Source organism: Curtobacterium sp. 8I-2 (assembly GCF_902506155.1).
Lineage (GTDB): Bacteria > Actinomycetota > Actinomycetes > Actinomycetales > Microbacteriaceae > Curtobacterium > Curtobacterium poinsettiae.
Genome location: NZ_LR732827.1, coordinates 1146093 through 1165827, shown reverse-complemented (window position 1 = coordinate 1165827; position 19735 = coordinate 1146093). Strand labels below are relative to the sequence as shown.

The 19735-nt window shown below is 71.3% G+C and carries 21 protein-coding genes; 14 read left to right on the top strand and 7 right to left on the bottom strand.

Annotated elements, in window-relative coordinates:
- The first annotated feature begins 16 nt into the window (after nucleotides 1-16).
- The 8 genes from BOSE127_RS09295 (at nucleotide 17) to BOSE127_RS09260 (ending at nucleotide 8117) form a co-directional block, all read left to right on the top strand.
- Nucleotides 17-610: a TetR/AcrR family transcriptional regulator gene (locus tag BOSE127_RS09295; protein ID WP_140449397.1), complete on the top strand. Its 594-nt coding sequence runs from the start codon at nucleotides 17-19 to the stop codon at nucleotides 608-610.
- A gap of 241 nt (nucleotides 611-851) precedes the next feature.
- A complete protein-coding gene (locus BOSE127_RS09290; protein ID WP_159556980.1) occupies nucleotides 852-2189 on the top strand; it encodes an enolase C-terminal domain-like protein in 1338 nt (445 codons plus the stop codon).
- 48 nt (nucleotides 2190-2237) lie between these two features.
- Nucleotides 2238-3473, top strand: a complete 1236-nt coding sequence (locus tag BOSE127_RS09285; protein ID WP_236559528.1) for an ABC transporter substrate-binding protein — start codon at nucleotides 2238-2240, stop codon at nucleotides 3471-3473.
- Nucleotides 3474-3581: 108 nt separating this feature from the next.
- The gene (locus BOSE127_RS09280; protein ID WP_042540073.1) at nucleotides 3582-4556 is read left to right on the top strand and encodes a carbohydrate ABC transporter permease; all 975 of its coding nucleotides are present in this window, start codon (nucleotides 3582-3584) and stop codon (nucleotides 4554-4556) included.
- Nucleotides 4549-5439: a carbohydrate ABC transporter permease gene (locus tag BOSE127_RS09275; protein WP_017888015.1), complete on the top strand. Its 891-nt coding sequence runs from the start codon at nucleotides 4549-4551 to the stop codon at nucleotides 5437-5439. Before BOSE127_RS09280 ends, BOSE127_RS09275 begins: the two co-directional genes overlap by 8 nt.
- A 49-nt stretch (nucleotides 5440-5488) precedes the next feature.
- Complete coding sequence (locus BOSE127_RS09270; protein ID WP_159556976.1) at nucleotides 5489-6814, top strand: alpha-L-fucosidase; 1326 nt, start codon at nucleotides 5489-5491, stop codon at nucleotides 6812-6814.
- A complete protein-coding gene (locus tag BOSE127_RS09265) occupies nucleotides 6814-7158 on the top strand; it encodes an L-rhamnose mutarotase (RefSeq protein WP_042540069.1) in 345 nt (114 codons plus the stop codon). The genes BOSE127_RS09270 and BOSE127_RS09265 overlap by 1 nt, the downstream gene beginning before the upstream one ends.
- Nucleotides 7155-8117 carry an aldo/keto reductase gene (locus BOSE127_RS09260; RefSeq protein WP_042540067.1) on the top strand — a complete coding sequence of 321 codons (963 nt, stop codon included), beginning with the start codon at nucleotides 7155-7157 and terminating at the stop codon, nucleotides 8115-8117. Before BOSE127_RS09265 ends, BOSE127_RS09260 begins: the two co-directional genes overlap by 4 nt.
- An 86-nt stretch (nucleotides 8118-8203) precedes the next feature.
- Here BOSE127_RS09260 and BOSE127_RS09255 read toward each other — a convergent pair whose 3' ends face one another.
- From BOSE127_RS09255 to BOSE127_RS09230, 6 genes are all read right to left on the bottom strand, one after another.
- The gene (locus BOSE127_RS09255; RefSeq protein WP_017888011.1) at nucleotides 8204-8488 is read right to left on the bottom strand and encodes a GlsB/YeaQ/YmgE family stress response membrane protein; all 285 of its coding nucleotides are present in this window, start codon (nucleotides 8486-8488) and stop codon (nucleotides 8204-8206) included.
- Between the two features lie 101 nt (nucleotides 8489-8589).
- Nucleotides 8590-9225 carry a FadR/GntR family transcriptional regulator gene (locus BOSE127_RS09250; RefSeq protein WP_042540122.1) on the bottom strand — a complete coding sequence of 212 codons (636 nt, stop codon included), beginning with the start codon at nucleotides 9223-9225 and terminating at the stop codon, nucleotides 8590-8592.
- Between the two features lie 138 nt (nucleotides 9226-9363).
- Nucleotides 9364-10158 (bottom strand): SDR family NAD(P)-dependent oxidoreductase, encoded by a 795-nt coding sequence (locus tag BOSE127_RS09245; RefSeq protein WP_201300444.1) that lies wholly within the window; start codon nucleotides 10156-10158, stop codon nucleotides 9364-9366.
- The gene (locus BOSE127_RS09240; protein ID WP_017888008.1) at nucleotides 10158-11006 is read right to left on the bottom strand and encodes a fumarylacetoacetate hydrolase family protein; all 849 of its coding nucleotides are present in this window, start codon (nucleotides 11004-11006) and stop codon (nucleotides 10158-10160) included. The genes BOSE127_RS09245 and BOSE127_RS09240 overlap by 1 nt, the downstream gene beginning before the upstream one ends.
- A 42-nt stretch (nucleotides 11007-11048) precedes the next feature.
- Entirely contained in the window at nucleotides 11049-11942 is an 894-nt protein-coding gene (locus BOSE127_RS09235; protein ID WP_159556974.1) for an amidohydrolase family protein, read from the bottom strand.
- Nucleotides 11943-11995: 53 nt separating this feature from the next.
- Entirely contained in the window at nucleotides 11996-12265 is a 270-nt protein-coding gene (locus BOSE127_RS09230; RefSeq protein ID WP_017888006.1) for a glutaredoxin family protein, read from the bottom strand.
- 114 nt (nucleotides 12266-12379) lie between these two features.
- Between BOSE127_RS09230 and BOSE127_RS09225 the strand changes: the two genes are divergently transcribed.
- From BOSE127_RS09225 to BOSE127_RS09200, 6 genes are all read left to right on the top strand, one after another.
- Nucleotides 12380-14215 carry an adenosylhomocysteinase gene (locus tag BOSE127_RS09225; protein ID WP_159556972.1) on the top strand — a complete coding sequence of 612 codons (1836 nt, stop codon included), beginning with the start codon at nucleotides 12380-12382 and terminating at the stop codon, nucleotides 14213-14215.
- Nucleotides 14212-15597, top strand: coding sequence for an amidohydrolase family protein (locus tag BOSE127_RS09220; RefSeq protein ID WP_236559527.1), 1386 nt, complete (start codon nucleotides 14212-14214; stop codon nucleotides 15595-15597). Before BOSE127_RS09225 ends, BOSE127_RS09220 begins: the two co-directional genes overlap by 4 nt.
- Nucleotides 15594-16112, top strand: a complete 519-nt coding sequence (locus BOSE127_RS09215; protein WP_236559526.1) for a cupin domain-containing protein — start codon at nucleotides 15594-15596, stop codon at nucleotides 16110-16112. The genes BOSE127_RS09220 and BOSE127_RS09215 overlap by 4 nt, the downstream gene beginning before the upstream one ends.
- Before the next feature lie 85 nt (nucleotides 16113-16197).
- On the top strand, nucleotides 16198-17019 hold the full coding sequence (locus BOSE127_RS09210) for an ABC transporter substrate-binding protein (protein ID WP_056071722.1): 822 nt from the start codon (nucleotides 16198-16200) through the stop codon (nucleotides 17017-17019).
- A gap of 4 nt (nucleotides 17020-17023) precedes the next feature.
- On the top strand, nucleotides 17024-17902 hold the full coding sequence (locus tag BOSE127_RS09205) for an amino acid ABC transporter permease (protein ID WP_071250335.1): 879 nt from the start codon (nucleotides 17024-17026) through the stop codon (nucleotides 17900-17902).
- On the top strand, nucleotides 17899-18675 hold the full coding sequence (locus tag BOSE127_RS09200) for an amino acid ABC transporter ATP-binding protein (protein WP_042540059.1): 777 nt from the start codon (nucleotides 17899-17901) through the stop codon (nucleotides 18673-18675). Before BOSE127_RS09205 ends, BOSE127_RS09200 begins: the two co-directional genes overlap by 4 nt.
- Here BOSE127_RS09200 and BOSE127_RS09195 read toward each other — a convergent pair.
- Nucleotides 18672-19637, bottom strand: coding sequence for an NAD(P)H-quinone oxidoreductase (locus tag BOSE127_RS09195; protein ID WP_159556970.1), 966 nt, complete (start codon nucleotides 19635-19637; stop codon nucleotides 18672-18674). The genes BOSE127_RS09200 and BOSE127_RS09195 overlap by 4 nt on opposite strands.
- Nucleotides 19638-19735 lie beyond the last annotated feature (98 nt).

The following is a 19735-nucleotide window of genomic DNA, read 5'->3' as shown; positions in this document are numbered from 1 at the left end:
GGACGGAGCGCAGCACGTGCACCAGACCACCACCACCGAGGACCTCGTCGCGAGCGACTGCGGCCTGCGGGAACGCAAGAAGCAGCAGACCCGGTCCGCCATCCACCGGTCGGCACTCGCCCTGGTCACCGATCGGGGGCTCGCCGGGGTGACGGTGGAGCAGATCTGCGCGGACGCCGGGGTCTCCCCGCGGACGTTCTTCAACTACTTCCCGTCGAAGGCCGAGGCGGCCCTCGGGTTGCCGGCGACGATGGTCCCGGACGCGGCGCGCGCAGTGTTCCTCGGTTCCGCGGGTCCGCTGGTGTCGGACCTCTGCGAGCTCGTCGCGCAGACGGTCACCCTGCCACAGGACCGTCGGCGCATGAAGGAGCTCGTCCGGGCTCGGCCGGAGATGGTCCCGGCGATGATGCAGTGGATGGCGCACGCCCGGCAGACGGTCCTGACGGTCGCTGCCGAGCGGGTCGGCGAGGACACCGCGCGGACCGCGACCACGCTGGTGATGGCCGCCGTGATCGAGTCGGCCCACCGGTCGGCGGACGGTTCGCGCGACGAGCTCGCGGCGCGGCTGCGTGCGGTCGTCGCCGAGATGGGGCGGCTCGCCTCCGCCTGACCGGCGCGACCATCGCGTCGCCCCCGGCGCGGGGGCGAGAACGGCCTGGAGGCGCGGTGCGGGACCGACCCGCACCGCGCCTCCAGGCCGTTGATGCGTCCAGACCGCCGCATGCGCAGTCATCGGACGGTTGCGGGGTGACTTTCGCCGAAACGGCACGAACACGGCTCTTGACGCGCAAGACATCGGATGTTTTGATTGCACCGTTCGGTCGACGGAGACCGGACGGCAGGAGACACAGATGAGCCGCATCACCGGTCTGCACGTGCACGACATCCGGTTCCCGACCTCGCGAGAGCACGACGGGTCCGACGCCATGAACCCCGCTCCCGACTACTCCGCCGCCTACGTCGAGATCACCACCGACGCGCTCGACGGCCTGGTCGGCACCGGCTTCGTCTTCACCATCGGCCGCGGCAACGAGGTGCAGGAGTCGGCGATCGCGGCGCTCCGCGGGCACGTCGTCGGCGCCGATGCCGAGGCGGTCCTGGCCGACATGGGCGGCACCTGGCGCGCGATGGTGCACGACTCGCAGCTGCGGTGGCTCGGCCCGGAGAAGGGCGTCATGCACATGGCGATCGGCGCCGTGGTGAACGCCCTGTGGGACCTGCGGGCGAAACGTGCGGGGCAGCCGCTCTGGGCCCTGCTCGCCGACCTGCGTCCCGAGGAACTCGTCGACCTGGTCGACTTCCGGTACCTGACCGACGCGATCACCCCGGCCGAGGCGCTCGAGCTGTTCCGCGCCGCCGAACCGCTGCGTGCCGAACGCCGTACCCGTCTGGAGCGCGAGGGTTACCGCGCCTACACGACGACCCCGGGCTGGCTCGGCTACGACGACGAGAAGCTCGCGCGGCTGTGCCGTGAAGCCGTGGACGACGGGTTCACCCAGATCAAGCTCAAGGTCGGCGGCGACGTGGACGAGGACGTCCGACGGATGGGCATCGCCCGCGCCACCGTCGGCCCGGACGTCCGGGTCGCGATCGACGCCAACCAGCGCTGGGACGTCGACGAGGCCGTGGCGTGGATCGACCGGCTCCGCCCCTTCGACATCGCGTGGGTCGAGGAGCCCACGAGCCCGGACGACATCCTGGCCCACGCCGAGATCGCCCGGCGCATCGCCCCGATCCCGGTCGCGACGGGGGAGCACATGGCGAACCGCGTGATCGCGAAGCAGCTGATCCAGGCCAGGTCGATGTCGGTGCTGCAGATCGACGCCACCCGGGTCGCCGGGGTGAACGAGAACCTGGCGATCCTGCTCCTCGCCGCGAAGCACGGCGTCCGTGTCTGCCCGCACGCCGGCGGTGTCGGCCTGTGCGAGGCGGTGCAGCACCTGTCGATGTTCGACGCGGTCGCCCTGACCGGCGACCTCGACACCCGGTGCATCGAGTTCGTCGACCACCTGCACGAGCACTTCGTGACCCCGGTCGACGTCCACGACGGACGCTACTGGCCGCCGACCGCGCCCGGCGCCGGCACCGAGCTGCTCGCCGACACCCTGACCACCCACGCGTTCCCGGACGGCCCGGTCTGGGCCGAGTCCGACGCAGCGCACGTCCCGGACGCCGTCCGGGTCGCCTGACTCCCCCCTCCCCGCACACCCCATCACCACGACGAAGTGGAGACACCGATGCAACGACGACGTACCGCCGGGCTGGCGGCAGCAGCAGCTGCCCTGCTCGTGCTCACCGGCTGTTCCGCTGGCAGCAACGCCAGCGACGGCCAGTCGAAGGACTCCCTCACCTGGGCCATGTGGATCGCCGGGAAGGAGGACAAGGCCGCGTGGCAGAAGGTCGCCGACACCGTCAAGACCGACGACGACGTGGACGTGTCGATCCAGGGCTCCCCGTTCAACGACTACTGGACGAAGCTCCGCACGCAGCTGTCCACCGGCACCGCCCCGTGCATCGTGAGCATCCAGTCGCTCCGCGCCGCGAACTACACGGACGTGCTCGTGCCGATCGACGACATGGCGAAGCAGGCCGACCTCGACCTGAGCGAGTACGACCAGACCGGGCTCGACGGCATGAAGGTCGACGGCAAGCTCTACGGGCTGCCGTACGACACCGGCCCCATGGTCATGTTCTACAACAAGGACATCTTCGACAAGGCGGGCGTCCCCGAGCCGAAGCCGGGCTGGACGGTCGACGAGTTCGAGGACGCCGCGAAGCAACTCAAGGCCGCCGGCACACCGATCTGGGGCACGAGCGTCGAGGACATCCCCCTCGAGTCGATGATCCTCGGCTACAACGGCGGTCGGGTCATCGGGGCCGACGGCACGCTCGACGCCTCGAACACGAAGTTCGCCGAGGGGCTCGACTGGATCGGCAGCCTGGTCAAGGACGGCTACGCCACGCAGGCGAGCACCGACGGCTCCACCGACGACAACGCGTTCGTGTCCGGTGACGTCGCGATGTACAGCGACGGTCCGTGGTCGATCATCAGCCAGAAGGCCAAGGTGCAGTTCGACCTCGGCATCACGACCATCCCCTCGGGCACGGACGGACCCAGCTCGTTCGCCGCCGGGTCGGGCTTCGGCATCTCGAAGCAGTGCAAGTACCCCGAGCAGGCGTTCAAGGCCATCACGACGATGACGAACGAGGCCACGCTCACCTCGCTCGCCGAGCAGGGTCGCGCCTTCCCGGCACGCACCGCGGCGCAGCAGGCCTGGTACGACAACGCCGGCATCGACGGGGTCGAGGACGCCCTGAAGACGGGGCTCGAGAACGCCACCCCGCTGCCCGGCAACAAGCAGAGCGACCAGCTCAACCAGCTCTTCGCGCAGTACGCCCTGCAGGCGGTGAACGGACAGACCTCCGGCAAGGACACGATGTCGTCCATCGCGAGCCAGCTCGGCTCGCAGTGACGGGCGTCACCCCCTGACGGACGGGGAGGCCCGCCACGGCCCCGCCACGGGCCTCCCGTCCGATCCCCACCCTGTTCAGGACCGCGCGAACGACGAGGAGGTCGTCGCATGACCACCATCCAGGACCCACCCGCCGAGGCGGCGCTGCCCGCGCCCGCGGTCGCGGTCGCGACCGGCGCGGCGCCCCGCCGGAAGACCGGCGGCGCCGACGCCGAGCTCGGCCGACGCTCGTGGTGGGGCGCGGCGTTCGCCGCACCGCACTCGATCGGCCTCGTCGTGTTCACGGCGTTCCCGATCCTGGCGTCGCTCGTCGTGAGTTTCATGAACTGGCCGATGCTCGGTGAACGCTCGTGGGCCGGCCTGTCGAACTACGCGCAGCTGTTCTCCGACCCGATCTTCCGGACGGTCACGCTCAACACGGTGCTGTTCGTCGTGCTCTACGTGCCGCTCAACCTGGTCGTGTCCCTCGGACTCGCGGCCTGGCTCACCCCGAAGATCCGGCACCGGCACGTCTTCCGCGTGCTGTTCTTCATCCCGACGATCACGCCGATCGTCGCGAACGTCGTCGTCTGGCGGATGCTGTACCAGCCGGGCGGCGCCATCGACGCGACGCTGCAGTCGACCGTCGGCGTGCACGCCCCGAACTTCCTGGCGGACGACCACTGGGCGATGCTCGCCGTCGTCGCGATGAGCGTCTGGCAGGGGTTCGGCTACAACATGCTGATCTTCTCGGCGGCGCTCGACTCGGTGCCGGAGAACCAGATCGAGGCTGCCCAGCTCGACGGGGCGAACGCCTGGCAGATGTTCTGGCGGATCAAGTTCCCGCTCATCTCGCCGTCGATCTTCTTCGCGACGATGATGACCCTGATCACCTCGTTCCAGGTGTTCGTGCAGCCGTTCGTCCTGACGAAGGGCGGTCCCGGCACCGCGACCGAGACCCTGGTGCAGTACATCTACAACACCGGGTTCCAGACCCAGCAGCTCGGACTCGCATCGGCCGGGGCATGGGTGCTGTTCGTCATCATCCTCGGCATCACGGCCGTCCAGTTCCTCGGACAGAAGCGGTGGGTGCACTATGAGTGAGCTGACCTCGTCCAACCGGACGATCAACCCGCGGGCGCTGCCCCGCACGCACCGGCAGGCCGGCAGGGTGCGCCACGCGGTCGGGTACGTGCTGCTGTGCCTGGTGGCCCTGCTGTTCGTCTCGCCGCTCATCTACATGGTGGCGACGAGCCTGAAGCCGTCGGCCGACGTGTTCACGACCCCGCCGACCCTGTGGGGCTCGTCCATCGAGTGGGGCAACTACGCGCAGGCGTTCACCTACCTGCCGTTCGCCCGGTTCATCCTGAACGGCGTGTTCGTCGCCGCGGCCGGCACCGCGATCAACGTCGCCGTCGCGGTGCTGTCCGGCTACGCGTTCTCACGGCTGCGGTGGCGCGGCCGGAACACGGTGTTCGTCCTGTTCCTCGCGACGCTGATGATCCCGCAGGACGTCCTCGTCATCCCGATGTACGTGATGATGCAGGGCTTCGGGTGGGTCGACACGTTCCAGGCGCTCATCATCCCGTGGGCTTTCACGGCCCTCGGCGCGTTCCTGGTGCGGCAGTTCTTCCTCACCGTGCCGCAGGAGCTCGACGACGCCGCCCGGGTGGACGGTGCCGGAGCGATCCGGACGTTCTGCTCGGTGATGCTCCCGCTCGCCCGGCCGACGATGGCGGTCCTCGCCGTGTTCTCGTTCATCGCGTACTGGAACTCGTTCCTCTGGCCGCTCGTCATCGTCAACGACGTCGAGGCCCGTGGCACCATCCCGCTCGGCCTGCAGCAGTTCTTCGGGCAGCAGGGCTCCGAGTGGAACCTCGTGATGGCGGCGTCGGTGATCTCGATGCTGCCCACCGTGATCCTGCTGATCCTGCTCCAGAAGCACCTGGTCAAGGGGATCGTCACCAGCGGTCTCGGCGGCCGGTGACGCCGCCGGACGTCTTCCCTCGTCCTCCACTGAAAGGAACACTGGCCTCATGACCATCACCGCACCTGCCGAGCCGCAGACCGCGACCGATCACGCGGGGTTCCCCGCGTGGTTCTCCCACGACCGGTTCGGCATGTTCATCCACTGGGGGCTCTACGCCCTGCCGGCACGGCACGAGTGGGTGAAGAACCACGAACGGATCACCGACGCCGACTACCAGAAGTACTTCGACCACTTCGACCCGGACCTGTTCGACGCCGCCGACTGGGCCCGCCGTGCTCGCGCGGCGGGGATGAAGTACGTCGTCCTCACCACGAAGCACCACGAGGGCTTCTGCCTGTGGGACACCGCACTCACCGACTACAAGTCCACGAACACCCCCTTCGGCCGGGACATCGTTCGGGAGTTCGTCGACGCCGTCCGTGCCGAGGGGCTGCGGGTCGGTTTCTACCACTCGCTCATCGACTGGCACCACCCGGACTTCACCGTCGACGGCGTGCACCCCCGGCGCGACGACTCGGCGGAGGAGATCGAGGCGTTCAACGAGGGCCGCGACATGTCCCGCTACCGCGAGTACCTCCACGGTCAGATCGAGGAGCTGCTCACCGACTACGGGCAGATCGACTACCTGTTCTACGACTTCTCGTACCGGGACAACGACCACGAGGACATCTGGGGCGGCAAGGGTCGCGACGAGTGGGGCTCCGAGGAACTCATGGCGCTGACGAAGCGCCTGCAACCGGGCATCATCGTCAACGACCGGCTCGACATCCCCGGTGACCTGGTCACCCCGGAGCAGTACCAGCCCGACAAGCCGATGGAGGTCGGCGGGGTCCCGGTGCCGTGGGAGGCCTGCCAGACGTTGAACGGCTCGTGGGGTTACGACCGCGACAACCTCAACCTGAAGCCGGTCGACCTGCTCGTCCGCATGCTCGTCGACGGCGTCTCGAACAACGGGAACATGCTGCTCAACATCGGGCCGACCGGTCGCGGAGAGTTCGACGGGGTCTCCCGCCGGACGCTCGAGGGCATCGGGACGTGGATGCACCAGCACGCCCGCTCGGTGTACGGCGCCGGACCCGCGAAGTTCGTCGCCCCGCGGAACACCGTCTACACGCAGAACGGGAACCGCCTGTACCTGCACCTGTTCGCCTGGCCGTTCGAGCACGTGCACCTGCCAGACCTGGCCGGCAAGGTGGCGTACGCGCAGCTGCTCAACGACGCGTCGGAGATCCACTTCCGCGAGATCCCGCCGGGCACCCGAGCGCAGAACACCGGGCTCGGCGGCCAGCCCGCCGGCACCCTCACCCTGACGCTGCCCATCGTGCGACCCGACGTCGCCGTCCCCGTCGTCGAGCTGTTCCTGCGCGACTGATGCAGCGGATCCTGACGCGGACGCGACTGCGGGCCGGGAACGAGGCGGCGTACGACACCGTGCACGCCTCGGTCCCGCCCGCGCTCGCGGCACGACTGCGCGAGGCCGGCGTGCACGACTGGACGATCTGGCGGGACGGGCTCGACCTGGTCCACCTGATCGAGGTCGAGGACCACCGGGCGATGCGCCGGGCGCTCGCCGACGACCCGGTCAACGCCGAGTGGCAGGAGACGATCAACCCGCTGCTCCAGGCGGCCGACGACTACTCGGGCGACGACGACGGCGTCCCGCTGGTCTGGTCGCTGGCGGACCAGGTGGACGGCGTGGACCAGGTGGCCCCGTGACGGACCTCGCCCTCGACCTGGACCGTGGGCCGTTCTGGTTCGGTGGGGCCGGCATCGGCAACCTGCTCCGTCCGGTCTCCGACGACGACGCCCGCGACACGGTCGACGCCGCCTGGGACGCCGGGGTGCGCGGGTTCGACACCGCTCCGCACTACGGCCTCGGATTGTCCGAACGACGGCTCGGGGTGGCGCTCGCCGGACGCCCCCGGCAGGAGTTCCTCGTGTCGACGAAGGTCGGTCGGGTGCTCGTGCCGGGGCGCGGCGACGGCGACGACCTGGCGTCCGGGGGCTTCGCGGTGCCGGACGACACCGTGCGGCAGTGGGACCCGTCGCCCTCGGGCGTGCGGCGCTCGCTCGACGACTCGCTCGGCCGGCTCGGGCTCGACCACGTCGACGTCGCCTACCTGCACGACCCGGACGTCTACTCGCTCACCGACGGCCTGACCCAGGCGCTGCCGACCCTCGCCGAGCTCCGCGACGAGGGCGTCGTGCGGGCGGTCGGCGTCGGGTCGAACTCCGTCGAGGCGCTGTCGGCGGCCGTCGACACCGGGCTCTGCGACGTCGTCATGCTCGCCGGCCGGTACACGCTGCTCGAGCAACCGGCGGCGGCGCTCGTCGACCGGTGCGCGGCGCTGGGCGTCGCGGTCGTCGCGGTCGGCGTCTACAACTCGGGGCTGCTCGGGCAGGAGCGCCCCGCGGCCGGCGTGACCTACGACTACGCCGAGGCGCCCGCGCGGTTGCTCGCGCGGGCGAACGCCATCGCCGACGTGTGCGACCGCCACGGGGTCACCCTGCCCGAGGCCGCGCTGGCGTTCCCACGGCGGGCCCCGGCGGTCGCCGCGATCGCCCTCGGCGTGCAGTCCGCCGACCAGGTGCGCTCGAACGTCGCCCGGGCCGCCGCCGTCGTGCCCGAGGCGCTCTGGGACGACCTGCGTGCTGCGGGCCTGCTCGACACCTGACCCACGCACGACGAAGGCACCCCGGCCACGCGGTTGCGCGGTTCGGGGTGCCTTCGGTAGTGCGCCGGCGAGGCCGACTGGTGCGACTAGCGGTTGCGCGAGCCGCGGCCCGAGACACGCACGTAGATGAGCAGCACGATGATCGCGCCGATGATCGACCCGATGATGCCGGCAGGCTGGAAGAAGCCGTCGGCCAGGTCGTGGCGGAAGATCAGGAACCCGAGGAACCCGCCTACGAACGAGCCGATGATGCCGAGCAGGATCGTCATGGGGATGGAGATGTGCTGCTTGCCCGGAACGACGAGTCGTGCGATGGCGCCGGCGATGAGGCCGACGACGATCAGTCCGATGATGGTGCCGATGACGCCCATGGTGTTCTCCTTGTTCTGCGGCCGGTCCGAGCAGCGGCAAGACGCCGTGCTGTGGGCCGACGGCCAACGAAACACGGAACTACCTGGGAGGATTGTCGGGTTCAGTCCAGGGAGCGCCGCAACCAGCGCTCGACCCCTTCGACGTGGGACACGACGAGGGCCTGCACGAGCTGCGGGTCGCGGCGTCGGATGGCGTCGACGATGGCCGCGTGCTCGTCGAGGGTCCGCTGCACCGAGCCGTTCTGGGTCAGCCCCCGCCACACCCGCACCCGTACCGTCTTGCTCGACAGGGCGTCGAGCAGTCCGGACAGGTACTGGTTGCCGCCGATGCCCGCGATGGTCGAGTGGAACAACAGGTCGTGGGCGACGAGGTCCTCGACGCCGGTGTCGTCGGTGACGGACTGCATCAGGGTCGCGAGTTCGTCGATCTGCTGTTCCGTGGCACGCGCGGTCGCCAGGACGGCGGACGCCGGTTCCAGGATGCGTCGCACCTCGAGCAGGTCGACGAGCGACCGGTCGTGGTGCATGTCGACGACGAACGACACCGCCTCGAGCAGGACGCCTGGTTCGAGGGACGTCACGTACGTGCCGTCGCCGCGTCGGACGTCGAGCACGCGGATGAGCTCGAGCGCCTTCACCGCTTCACGCAGGCTGTTCCGCGACAGGCCGAGCGACTCGCTCAGTTCCTTCTCGGGCGGGAGGCGCTGGCCGGGTTGGAGCTCGCCGCTCACGATCATCTGCTGGATGCGTGCGATCGCATCGTCGGTCAACGACGCCACGTCACCACCTCCTGTGGACCCGGCCGCCTGTGCGACGGGACGTCCCGACGATACCCGGGACGGGCCTCCAGGCCGTGCGGCGGAGCCGTGGCGCGATCACGCCGGCCGCAGCCGGAGCGCCTGCATCCCGCCGTCGACCGCCAGCTCGACGCCCGTCGTCGACCGGGCGAGCGGGCTCGTCAGGTAGGCGACCGCCTCGGCCACCTCGGCTGCCTGCACCAGTCGGCCGTGCGGCTGGCGTGCCTCGAGCGCGGCGCGTTCGGCTGCCGGGTCGTCCGCGGTCGACAGGAGCCGTGCGATCCACGGGGTGTCGGCGGTGCCCGGGTTGACGGCGTTGACGCGGATGCCCTCGCGGACGTGGTCGGCTGCCATCGCGCGGGTGAGTGCGGAGATCGCCCCCTTCGTGGCCGAGTACAGCGCACGCTGGGGGAGCCCGGCGGTGGCCGCGACGGAGCAGGTGTTGACGATGCTCGCGCTGTCGGAGGCCCGGAGGTGGGGGAGTGCGGCGCGGGACAGGCGAACGGCACCGAGCACGTTGACCTCGTACACGCGGCGCCACTCGTCGTCGGTGTTGTCCTCGACGCTCCCCTGAGCGCCGATGCCGGCGTTGTTCACGAGCACGTCGAGACCGCCGAGCTGGTCGACGGCCGACGCGACGGCGGCACGGACGGACTCGTCGGACGACACGTCGCAGGTGACGGAGACGAGTCCCTCGGCGGTGGACGGCTGCAGGTCGAGCACGGCGACCGCTGCGCCGCGCTCCCGCAGGGCTGCCGCGATGGCCGCGCCGATGCCGGAGGCGCCGCCGGTGACGATCGCGCGGAGACCCGCGTGGCTGCCGGGCGTCCCGGTGGTGCCGGTGGTGCCGGTCTGGTCGGTGGTGTCGGTCATCAGGCTGCTCCTACGGTCTGGCGCTGCGAGCCGAGCCCGTCGGCGGTGAGTTCGACCACGTCGCCGGGCTGCAGGTACGGCGCGTGTCCTGCGAGGGCGACCCCGGCCGGGGTGCCCGTGCTGATGACGTCGCCGGGGTACAGCACCATGAACTGCGACAGGTACCGGACGATCTCGACGGGTCGGAAGATCATGTCGGCGGTGGTGCCGTCCTGCCGCACCTCGCCGTTGACGGTGAGCCGGAGCGCGAGCGCCGCCGGGTCGACCTGGTCGGGGGTGACCAGCCACGGGCCGAGCGGGTTGAAGGTCTCGCAGGACTTCCCCTTGTCCCACTGCCCGCCGCGCTCGAGCTGGAAGGCGCGTTCGGAGACGTCGTTCGCGATGGTGTAGCCCGCGATGCAGGCGCTCGCCGCCTCGTCGGAGTCGCAGTACCGGGCGGTGGCGCCGATGACGACGGCGAGTTCGATCTCCCAGTCGGTCTTCTCGCTGCCGCGGGGGATCAGGACCTGGTCGTCCGGGCCGATCACCGTCATCGGGTCCTTCATGAACACGATCGGCTCGGTCGGGATCTCGGCGCCGGTCTCGGCGGCATGGTCGCGGTAGTTCAGGCCGATGCAGACGACCTTGCCGGGGCGGGCCACCGGTGCGCCGCGACGCAGGCCCTCTGCGTCGGGCAGCACCCGGACGTCGCCGGCGTCGCGCGCGTGCCGGACGCGGGCGACCGGGTCCGCTGCCAGGAAGGCGCCGCTGATGTCGGTCGTGATCGGGCGGAGGTCGAGGACCTCGCCGTCGGTGTCGACCGCGACGGGGATCTCGTCGCCCGCGGGGCCGAGTCGTGCGAACTGCATCGTTCCTCGCTCTCCGGCTGCACCGGCGCAACCAGAGACATCCTATGTCTGGTCCGAGGTGTCGACAAGGTTCCGGGTGCTGAGGGTCCTGTCATGCAGGTAGGTGCGCTCCGCCGTACCGCCGAGGATCGCCTGGCGCTCGTCCGGGCTCAGGTCGGCCAGTGCCTCGGTGGTGCGTCGGACCACGTCGTCGTAGGTCGTGGCGAGTGTCGAGACGGGCCAGTCCGACCCGAACATCGACCGCGCCGGGCCGAACCGCTCGACCACGGCGCGGACGTACCGGTCGACCGGCTGCCGTCGCCACTCCGGGCCGGCCTCGGTGAACAGGCCGGACACCTTGCAGACGACTGTGGGGCGTGCGGCGAAGTCATCCATCCGGCTCGGCCACCCGGGGCCCCCGCCCGCGATGTCGGGCTTGCCGGCGTGGTCGAGGACGAACGAGGCCTCGGGCACGGCGTCGACCAGTGTCAGCGCTGCACGGTGCTCCCGTGCGCGGACGAGCAGGTCGAACACCAGGCCGGCGGCGGCGAGGGCGCGGACGCCTCGGACGACCTCGGGCCGGGCGAGCCAGTCCGGGTCCGGTTCGTCTTGCGCCTGGTGCCGGATGCCGACCAGGCGGTTCCCGGCCACGGGGGTGCGACCGGGTCGTGCGACGAGGGCGACGAGGGCGGCGATCCGGTCGGCGACGTCCGGGGCGGTCAGGTCCACCCAGCCGACGACCCCGGCGACCGGCTCGGGCTGCTCGAGGAGCCAAGCGGTCTCGCCGGGGTCGTGCACGGCCTGCACGACGATCGTCCGGGTGACGTCGGTGCTCCGAGCGGCGGCGCGCAGGTCGTCCACGTCGAACCGTCGGCGGATCGGAGCGACCGAGTCGTCCATCCAGGGGTACGGCCGGTCGGCGGGATCCCAGAGGTGGTGGTGAGCGTCGATGATCACGCGCTCATGATGCCTGATTCATCCGATGTTCACCCGCGCGTTGCCGGTGCGGCTCAGACGACGCCGGAGGCCTCGAGCTCGGCGCGCAGCTCGGCGTCGGACGGCTCGACGAAGTGCTTGCCGTTCGGCAGCACCACGACGGGGATGTTCTTCCGGCCGCTGATCGCCTCGGCACGGTCCGCCGCGGACAGGTCCTGCTCCACGTCGACGTACTCGTAGTCCACGCCGAGGGTGTCGAGCAGCGCCTTGGACCGACGGCAGTCGCGGCACCAGTCGGCGCCGAACATGGTCACGCGGTCGGGGGCAGTCGTCGCATCGCTCATGTGCAGAGAGTACGTCGGAGCGACACCGGGCATTCCCGACGCCCGAGCCGCAGGGCGACAGGACCGCAGGCCTCCGCAGCAGGCGCGTGCCCGGCCTCGCCCTACGATTGGCACATGCCGCCAGCACCCGACCCCGCGACGCTGGCCTGGGCCTCGGCGGCTGTCCGGCGGTTCGCCGCTGCGACCAACCTGCTCGTCGCCGCCCGCCGGTTCCGCATAGTCGGCGGGGACCCCCGGGATGCCACGGCGCTCCGGCACCTGCTGACCGCACTCGGCGCGCGCGAGGCCGACGAACAGCAGCAGCCGAACCCGCAGCAGCCGTCCGACCTGGTCGACCAGCTCTGGTGTCTCGGCACGCCCGAGGAATCGACGCCCGCCGTCGAGCAGGCAGCCGACCGCCCGCGCGGCGCCACCCTGGTCGTCATCGACGCCGGTCGGTACCTGCCCGCCGTCGACGAGGACGCCTTCGGTCCCGTCGCACCCGCCCGCCCCGGCGTCCTCGCCGTTCCGATGCTCTCCGACGACGTCTTCCTCGTCTCCACCGGCCGCGACCCCGAGCACGACCCCCCAGCCGAGGCCCGCCTGCGATGGGCCCGGCGGTCGATGCCGGTCGCCCGGTCGGTCGCCGCCGAACTCCGCGACGGCGGACTCCTTCGTGGCACACGCATCGGCGTCGCGATGTTCCTCGAACCCAAGACGGCGGTGCTGAGCCTGCTGCTCCGCGATGCCGGTGCCGAGGTCGTCGTCTACGCCCACGCCGACGAGACCGACGACGCCGTCGCTGACGCACTGCGGTCCGCCGGCCTGACGGTGTTCGCGAGCAGCACCGCGACACTCGCCGAACAGAAGCGGCTGGCCCTCGCGATGCTCGACACGGCGCCGCACATCCTGCTCGACGACGGGGCACACGTCATCCGGCTCGCCCACCAGGAGCGCCCCGACCTGCTGCCGACGATGCTCGGCGCCGCCGAGGAGACCACGAGCGGCCTGCGGCCCCTGCGTGTGCTGGCAGCGCGCGGCGAGCTCGGCATCCCCGTGATCGCGGTGAACGACGCCCGCACCAAGACGTTCTTCGACAACCGGTACGGCACCGGGCAGTCGACGGTGTTCGCGGTGCTCGACCTGGTCGACGGGCTCGCGTCCGGCGCACACCGATTGCAGGCTGGGCCCACGCCGCCGGTTCCGGCTCGACGCGCCAGCGGCGGGCTGGCCGTGCCGGTGGGGAGAGGCGCGGCGGCCGTCGCCGGGTTCGGGCACGTCGGCGAAGGGGTCGCCCTGGTGCTCGCCGCCCTCGGGTTCCGGGTGACGGTCGCCGAGACCGACCCGGTCCGCGCCCTGCAGGCCCGCTTCGCCGGGTACGCCGTGGCCCCGCTGGTCCAGGCGGTGCGTGACGCCGACCTCGTGATGAGCGCCACCGGGGTGCCGGACACCATCGACCTCGAGGTGCTCCGTGCTTGCGCGGACGGCGCGATCGTCGCCGTCGCCGGTGGGGTCGACCAAGAGATCGCGGTCGACGACGCCCTCGCCGCCGGGGTCGAACGGCGGCCCGTGGGGCCGAAGGCCGAGCGGTTCGTGTTCCCCGGCGTCGACGGCGGGCCGATCGTGCTCGACGACGGTGGCTGCATCAACATCACCGCGGCCGAGGGCAACCCGGTCGAGATCATGGACCTGTCCTTCGCCGTGCAGCTCGGCGCCGTCCGGATGCTCCTGGAACGCGGCGACGAGCTGGAGCGTGCCGTCGTGCCGATCGACCCCGCGGTCGACGACATCACCGCCCGCACTGCGCTCGCCGCCTTCGGAACGCACGTCGGGCCTCTCCCCACCGGCACGGCCGGGCTGCCGCTGGCGCGTCAGACCGGAACCGGCGGCGTGGGCCCAGGCCTCCCCCCTGAACACCCGGCGGACCGCGAGCCGGACGTCCGGACGCACCGTTTCGGAGACCCCACGTGAGCGCCCGACAGCACCCGGTCACGGTGCACTCGGCGCGCGTCGTCGTGCCGATGACCGCGCCGCCGATCGCGGACGGCGCGGTCGCCGTGCAGGACGGCCGCATCCTGCACGTCGGCGACCGGTCGTGGGTCATCGACCAGCTCACCGGGTCCGGCGCGACGTTCACCGAGCGGCAGTGGCGTGGCGCGCTCCTACCCGGACTCGTGAACGCGCACTCGCACCTGCAGTACACCGGCATGGCCAGTGTCGGCCAGCGCCAGTACGGCGGATTCGAGGACTGGGCCGCGGCGTTCAACGTCGACTACGCCGAACCCCACGACTGGCGGGCCGAAGCCGCGGACGGTGCACGGGCGTCGATCCTGGCCGGCGTCACGAGCATCGCGGACATCGTCACCGACATCGAGGCCGCCACCGCGCTGCAGGACGCCGGGCTCGGCGGCATCGCGTACTGGGAGGTCATGGACTGGGAGAACGACGCCTGGCAGTCGCACGGTCGCGACCAGGTGCTCGACGAACTCGACCGGATCCCCACGACGCCCGGTGCGGGTCTGTCGCCGCACGCGCCGTACTCGCTCGAGGTCGCCCCGCTGCTCGAGCTCCCCGACATCGTGCGGCAGCGCGGTCTGCGACTGCACCTGCACCTCGGCGAAGCGGCGTTCGAGGGGGAGCGCACCGCCCTCGGTCCGGTCCCCGGGCTCGACGGGGTCGACGGCGTCGGACACGGGAACGACTGGCACCTGGCGAACGTGCCGTCGTTCCGGGCGCTGCGAGCCCTGGGCTTCGGCGCGAGTGCCACCGCGTTCGTCGACCGGCTCGGGGTGCTCGGCCCGGACTGCCACATCGCCCACGGCGTCTACATGACCGCGGCCGACCGGGCCCTCCTGCGTGCCCGGGGCACCGCCGTCGCACTGTGCCCGCGGTCGAACGCCGTCATCGGCCTCGATCCGCCGCCCGTCGCCGACTACCTGCGCGAGGGCAGCCCGATCGCCATCGGCACCGACTCCCTGTCGTCGTCGCCGTCCCTCGACCTGGTGGCCGACGTCACCGCGCTGCACCGGATCGCCCGCGCCCAGGGCTACGGGCACCGGGACCTGCACGAGCGGCTGCTCGCGGCGGCGACCCTCGGGGGCGCGCACGCGATGGGGCTCGCCGTCGGGCCGGACCGCATCGGGCACCTCGCCGTCGGGGCGCGTGCCGACCTGGCGGTCTTCGACGTCGATGCCCGTACCGTGCCGGACGCGCTTGCCGAGCTCGTCGAGGACGGCGCCGGGCGGGCGGCCGCCACCGTGATCCGCGGGGTCGTCCGTGCCGCGGCGGGCGTCGTCACCGAACCGGCTTCCCCGCGCATGGACATCCCCGCACCGCACCAGGAGGAACGATGACCGAGACCGCACCCCGCCCCGGCATGGCCGCCCGTCGCACCGTCGACGGCGACCTGATCGAGTGGCTCGACGTGCCGAAGCGCGCCATCGCCCTCGGCATGGAACCGCACCCCGAGGGCGGTTGGTACGTCCGCACCTGGACCTCGCCGGCGACGGTCACCACCCCCGCGGGGGACCGTCCGGCCGCCACCCTGATCCACTTCCTGCTGCCCCCGGGCGAGGCCTCGGCCTGGCACCGGGTCACGAGCGACGAGATCTGGATGTGGCACGGTCCGGACACCGTCGACCTGCAGCTCGGCGGCGACGGTGACGTCCCCGAGCCCGGCGCGACGATCACGCTCGGCCCGGACGCCGGCCGCGACCGGGTGAACGACGCGCAGGCGTTCGTGCGCGGCGGGGTGTGGCAGCGGACGATCCCGGGCGACGGCGAAGTGCTGCTGAGCTGCCTGGTGTCGCCGGGCTTCTCGTTCGACGACTTCACGATGGCCGACGACGGGGACTCTGCCGCCGAGTAGCACCGCGACACCGTTTCGCGTTGGTATCCCACCGCGAAGTACACTTCGACCTGCCCCCACCCCCCCCTCGCACGAAGGCCCGACCGTGACCCGTCCCCTCCGCTTCACCCTCGCCGTCGCCACCGCCGCGGTCGCCGCCCTCGCCCTGTCGGCCTGCTCCGCCGGGGGCAGCAGCAACGCCGACGGCACCGTGACCGACGGCAAGCTCACGATCGCCACCGGTGACCCGGCGTACTCGCCCTGGGTCGAGGACAACAAGCCGCAGTCCGGCAAGGGCTTCGAGTCCGCCGTCGCGTACGCCGTCGCGAAGGAGATGGGCTACGGCAAGTCCGACGTCGTCTGGAAGCGCAGCACCTTCGACAGCGCCATCGCCCCGGGCCCGAAGGACTGGGACCTCAACGTCCAGCAGTTCTCGATCGACGCGAAGCGCAAGAAGGCCGTCGACATGTCGAGCGCGTACTACACGACGACGCAGGCTGTGGTCACGACGGAGAAGTCGAAGGCCGCCGACGACACCACGATCGCGGCGCTCAAGCAGGACGCCATCGGTGTCGCGACCGGCTCGACGAGCATCGCGAGCGTCAAGGACGTCCTCGGGGTCACCCCGCAGGTGTTCAACTCGAACGACGACGCCGTGCTCGCACTCAAGTCCGGCCAGATCGACGCCATCGTCACCGACCTGCCGACGGCGTTCTACATGTCCGGCGCGCAGCTCGACGACGGGACCGTGTCGGCGCAGTTCCCCGACGACGGCAAGGGCGACCAGTTCGGCTTCGTCCTGCCGAAGGACTCGGAGCTCACGAGCAAGGTCGACAAGGCCCTCAAGACCCTCGACGACGACGGCACCCTGCAGGAGCTGCAGACCAAGTGGCTGTCGTCCGAGACCGGCACCCCGGTCCTGAAGTAACCGCATGACGCTGCCAGCAGGCGCCGGCGCCCCGGTGGCCGCCCCCGCGCCGAGCCAGGTCGAGCTCGAGCGTCGGCTCTACCGTCGCCAGCGGGGCCGTCGTTCGGTCGTCGTGTCGGTCGTCTCCACCCTGGTCGTGCTCGCCGTCGTGTACTTCGGCGTCGTGAACACCCCCGGCTGGGCGGCGGTGCAGCAGTCGTTCTTCGACCCCGAGACCGCGATCGACACGTTCCCGGACATCCTGCTGGGCCTGTGGCTGAACGTCCGGATCCTGTTCTTCAGCGCCATCGGCGTCGCCGTGTTCGGCACCCTGCTCGCGGTCGTGCGGGGCCTGCGCAACCCGGTGTTCTTCCCGCTGCGGATGCTCGCGACCGGGTACACGGACCTGTTCCGCGGCCTGCCGCTCATCATCGTGCTCTACCTGGTCGGCTACGGCATCCCGGGGCTCGGGGTGTTCCCACGGCTGCCCGCCGAGGTCTGGGGCACGATCGCGATCACCCTGACCTACTCGTCGTACATCGCCGAGGTGCTCCGGGCCGGCATGGAGGCCGTGCACCCCTCGCAGCGCCTGGCCGCCCGGTCGCTCGGGCTCTCGCACGCCAAGACGCTGCGCCTCGTGGTGCTGCCGCAGGCGATCCGCAAGGTCACGCCGGCGCTCATGAACGACTTCGTGTCGATGCAGAAGGACGTCGGCCTGGTCTCGATCCTCGGCGCCGTCGACGCGGTCCGCTCCGCCCAGATCGCGCAGGCCGAGACCTACAACTTCACCCCCTACTTCGTCGCCGGGCTGCTGTTCGTGGTGATCAGCCTGCCGCTGATCCGCGTCACGGACGCGATCGCGCGTCGGCAGCAGCGGCGTGAGCAGATCGGAGGGACCGTATGAGCGAGGCAGGCCTGGAGGCCCGTGGTGCGTCCGGTACGGACGCCGCGGTCCTCGAGCTGCGCGGGTTGCGCAAGGCCTTCGGCGAGCACGAGGTCCTGCGCGGGATCGACCTGACGGTGCACCGCCACCAGGTCATCTGTGTCATCGGGGCGTCCGGGTCGGGCAAGTCGACGCTGCTCAAGACGGTCAACCTGCTCGAGGGCATCGACGACGGCGAGATCCTGCTGCAGGGCACGGACATCGCCGACCCGCGCGTCGCCGTCGACGCCGTGCGGGCCCGCATCGGCGTGGTGTTCCAGCAGTTCAACCTGTTCCCGCACATGAGCGTGCTCGACAACGTCACGCTCGCTTCCCGTCAGGTGCACGGCATCGGACGGGCCCAGGCCGAGGAGACCGCGCGACGGTTGCTCGACCGGATCGGCCTCGCTTCGTTCGCCGACGCGTACCCCGACCGGCTGTCCGGCGGGCAGCAGCAGCGCGTCGCCATCGTCCGGGCCATCGCGTCCGACCCCGAGCTGCTGTTGCTCGACGAGGTCACGAGTGCGCTCGACCCCCAGCTCGTCGGCGAGGTGCTCGACCTGGTCACCGAGCTGAAGCGGCAGGGCTCGACGATCCTGATGACGACGCACGAGATGCACTTCGCGCGGAACGTCGCCGACCGGATCGTCTTCCTGCACCGCGGCGAGGTCGTCGAGCAGGGATCGCCCGCCGAGGTCCTCGACCACCCGCAGCACCCCGCGCTGGTCGAGTTCCTCGCCCGCGTGCACGCCTAGGGCGTCAGCAGCACCTTGCCGATCACCTCACCGTCGCGCACGCGGCGGTGGGCCTCCTCGACCTCGGCGAGCGGCAGTACCGAGTCGATGACCGGTCGGATGCTGCCGTCGGCGACGAAGGGCCAGACGTGCTCGCGGACGGCGGCGACGATCGCGGCCTTCTCGGCGAGCGGCCGGGCGCGCAGGGTCGTGCCGCTGATCGACGCGCGCTTGCGCATCAGCACCCCGAAGTCGAGCTCGGCGGTGCGGCCGCTGCCCGCGGCGATCACCGCGATGTGCCCGTTCGGGGCGAGGGCCTGCAGGTTCCGGTCCAGGTAGGACGGGCCGACGACGTCGAGCACCACGTCGACACCGACCCCGTCGGTGAACGCCAGGACGCGCTCCACGAAGTCCTCGGTGCGGTGGTCGACGACCAGGTCGGCACCGAGGTCCCGGGACGCGGCGACCTTGCGCTCCCCACCGCTCGTCGCGATGACCGTCGCACCGAGGGCCTTCGCCCACAGCACCGCGTGCGACCCCATGCCGCCCGTGCCACCGTGCACCAGGAGCGTCTGCCCGGGTCGGAGCCCGGCGAGCATGCCGATGTTCGAGTAGACCGTGCAGGCGGCTTCGGGCAGACCGGCGGCCTCGACCAGGTCGACCCCGTCGGGGACCGGCAGTACCTGGGTGACCGGGGCGACGACGAGCGACGCGTACCCGCCGCCGGAGAGCAGTGCGCACACCCGGTCGCCCACCGCGACGGTCGTGACCCCGGTGCCGACGGCCCGGACCGTGCCGGAGACCTCGAGCCCGAGGACGTCCGAGGCCCCGGGCGGCGGCGGGTAGTTCCCGGCGCGCTGCTGCAGGTCCGCGTTGTTGACGCCGGCGGCGGCGACCTCGATCAGGACCTCGTCGGTGCCGGGTCGGGGGTCGGGCAGGTCGGTGACGGACATGGAAGCGTGGTCGAACGTGATGGCGTGCATGCCCTCGACGGTACGCGCCCCGTCCCTCGTGCCGGCTGTCGGGGGCCGCGGCCGGCCGGACCCGGAGCGGATCTTCCCTGTACGCTCGATCATGGATC

Coding starts and splice junctions, on each gene's coding strand:
- BOSE127_RS09230 (WP_017888006.1), bottom strand. CDS start 12,265: ATGAGCGATGCGACGACTGCCCCCGACCGCGTGACCATGTTCGGCGCC.
- BOSE127_RS09285 (WP_236559528.1), top strand. CDS start 2,238: ATGCAACGACGACGTACCGCCGGGCTGGCGGCAGCAGCAGCTGCCCTG.
- BOSE127_RS09240 (WP_017888008.1), bottom strand. CDS start 11,006: ATGCAGTTCGCACGACTCGGCCCCGCGGGCGACGAGATCCCCGTCGCG.
- BOSE127_RS09275 (WP_017888015.1), top strand. CDS start 4,549: ATGAGTGAGCTGACCTCGTCCAACCGGACGATCAACCCGCGGGCGCTG.
- BOSE127_RS09225 (WP_159556972.1), top strand. CDS start 12,380: ATGCCGCCAGCACCCGACCCCGCGACGCTGGCCTGGGCCTCGGCGGCT.
- BOSE127_RS09290 (WP_159556980.1), top strand. CDS start 852: ATGAGCCGCATCACCGGTCTGCACGTGCACGACATCCGGTTCCCGACC.
- BOSE127_RS09200 (WP_042540059.1), top strand. CDS start 17,899: ATGAGCGAGGCAGGCCTGGAGGCCCGTGGTGCGTCCGGTACGGACGCC.
- BOSE127_RS09270 (WP_159556976.1), top strand. CDS start 5,489: ATGACCATCACCGCACCTGCCGAGCCGCAGACCGCGACCGATCACGCG.
- BOSE127_RS09195 (WP_159556970.1), bottom strand. CDS start 19,637: ATGCACGCCATCACGTTCGACCACGCTTCCATGTCCGTCACCGACCTG.
- BOSE127_RS09215 (WP_236559526.1), top strand. CDS start 15,594: ATGACCGAGACCGCACCCCGCCCCGGCATGGCCGCCCGTCGCACCGTC.
- BOSE127_RS09265 (WP_042540069.1), top strand. CDS start 6,814: ATGCAGCGGATCCTGACGCGGACGCGACTGCGGGCCGGGAACGAGGCG.
- BOSE127_RS09280 (WP_042540073.1), top strand. CDS start 3,582: ATGACCACCATCCAGGACCCACCCGCCGAGGCGGCGCTGCCCGCGCCC.
- BOSE127_RS09205 (WP_071250335.1), top strand. CDS start 17,024: ATGACGCTGCCAGCAGGCGCCGGCGCCCCGGTGGCCGCCCCCGCGCCG.
- BOSE127_RS09245 (WP_201300444.1), bottom strand. CDS start 10,158: ATGACCGACACCACCGACCAGACCGGCACCACCGGCACCACCGGGACG.
- BOSE127_RS09250 (WP_042540122.1), bottom strand. CDS start 9,225: ATGATCGTGAGCGGCGAGCTCCAACCCGGCCAGCGCCTCCCGCCCGAG.
- BOSE127_RS09255 (WP_017888011.1), bottom strand. CDS start 8,488: ATGGGCGTCATCGGCACCATCATCGGACTGATCGTCGTCGGCCTCATC.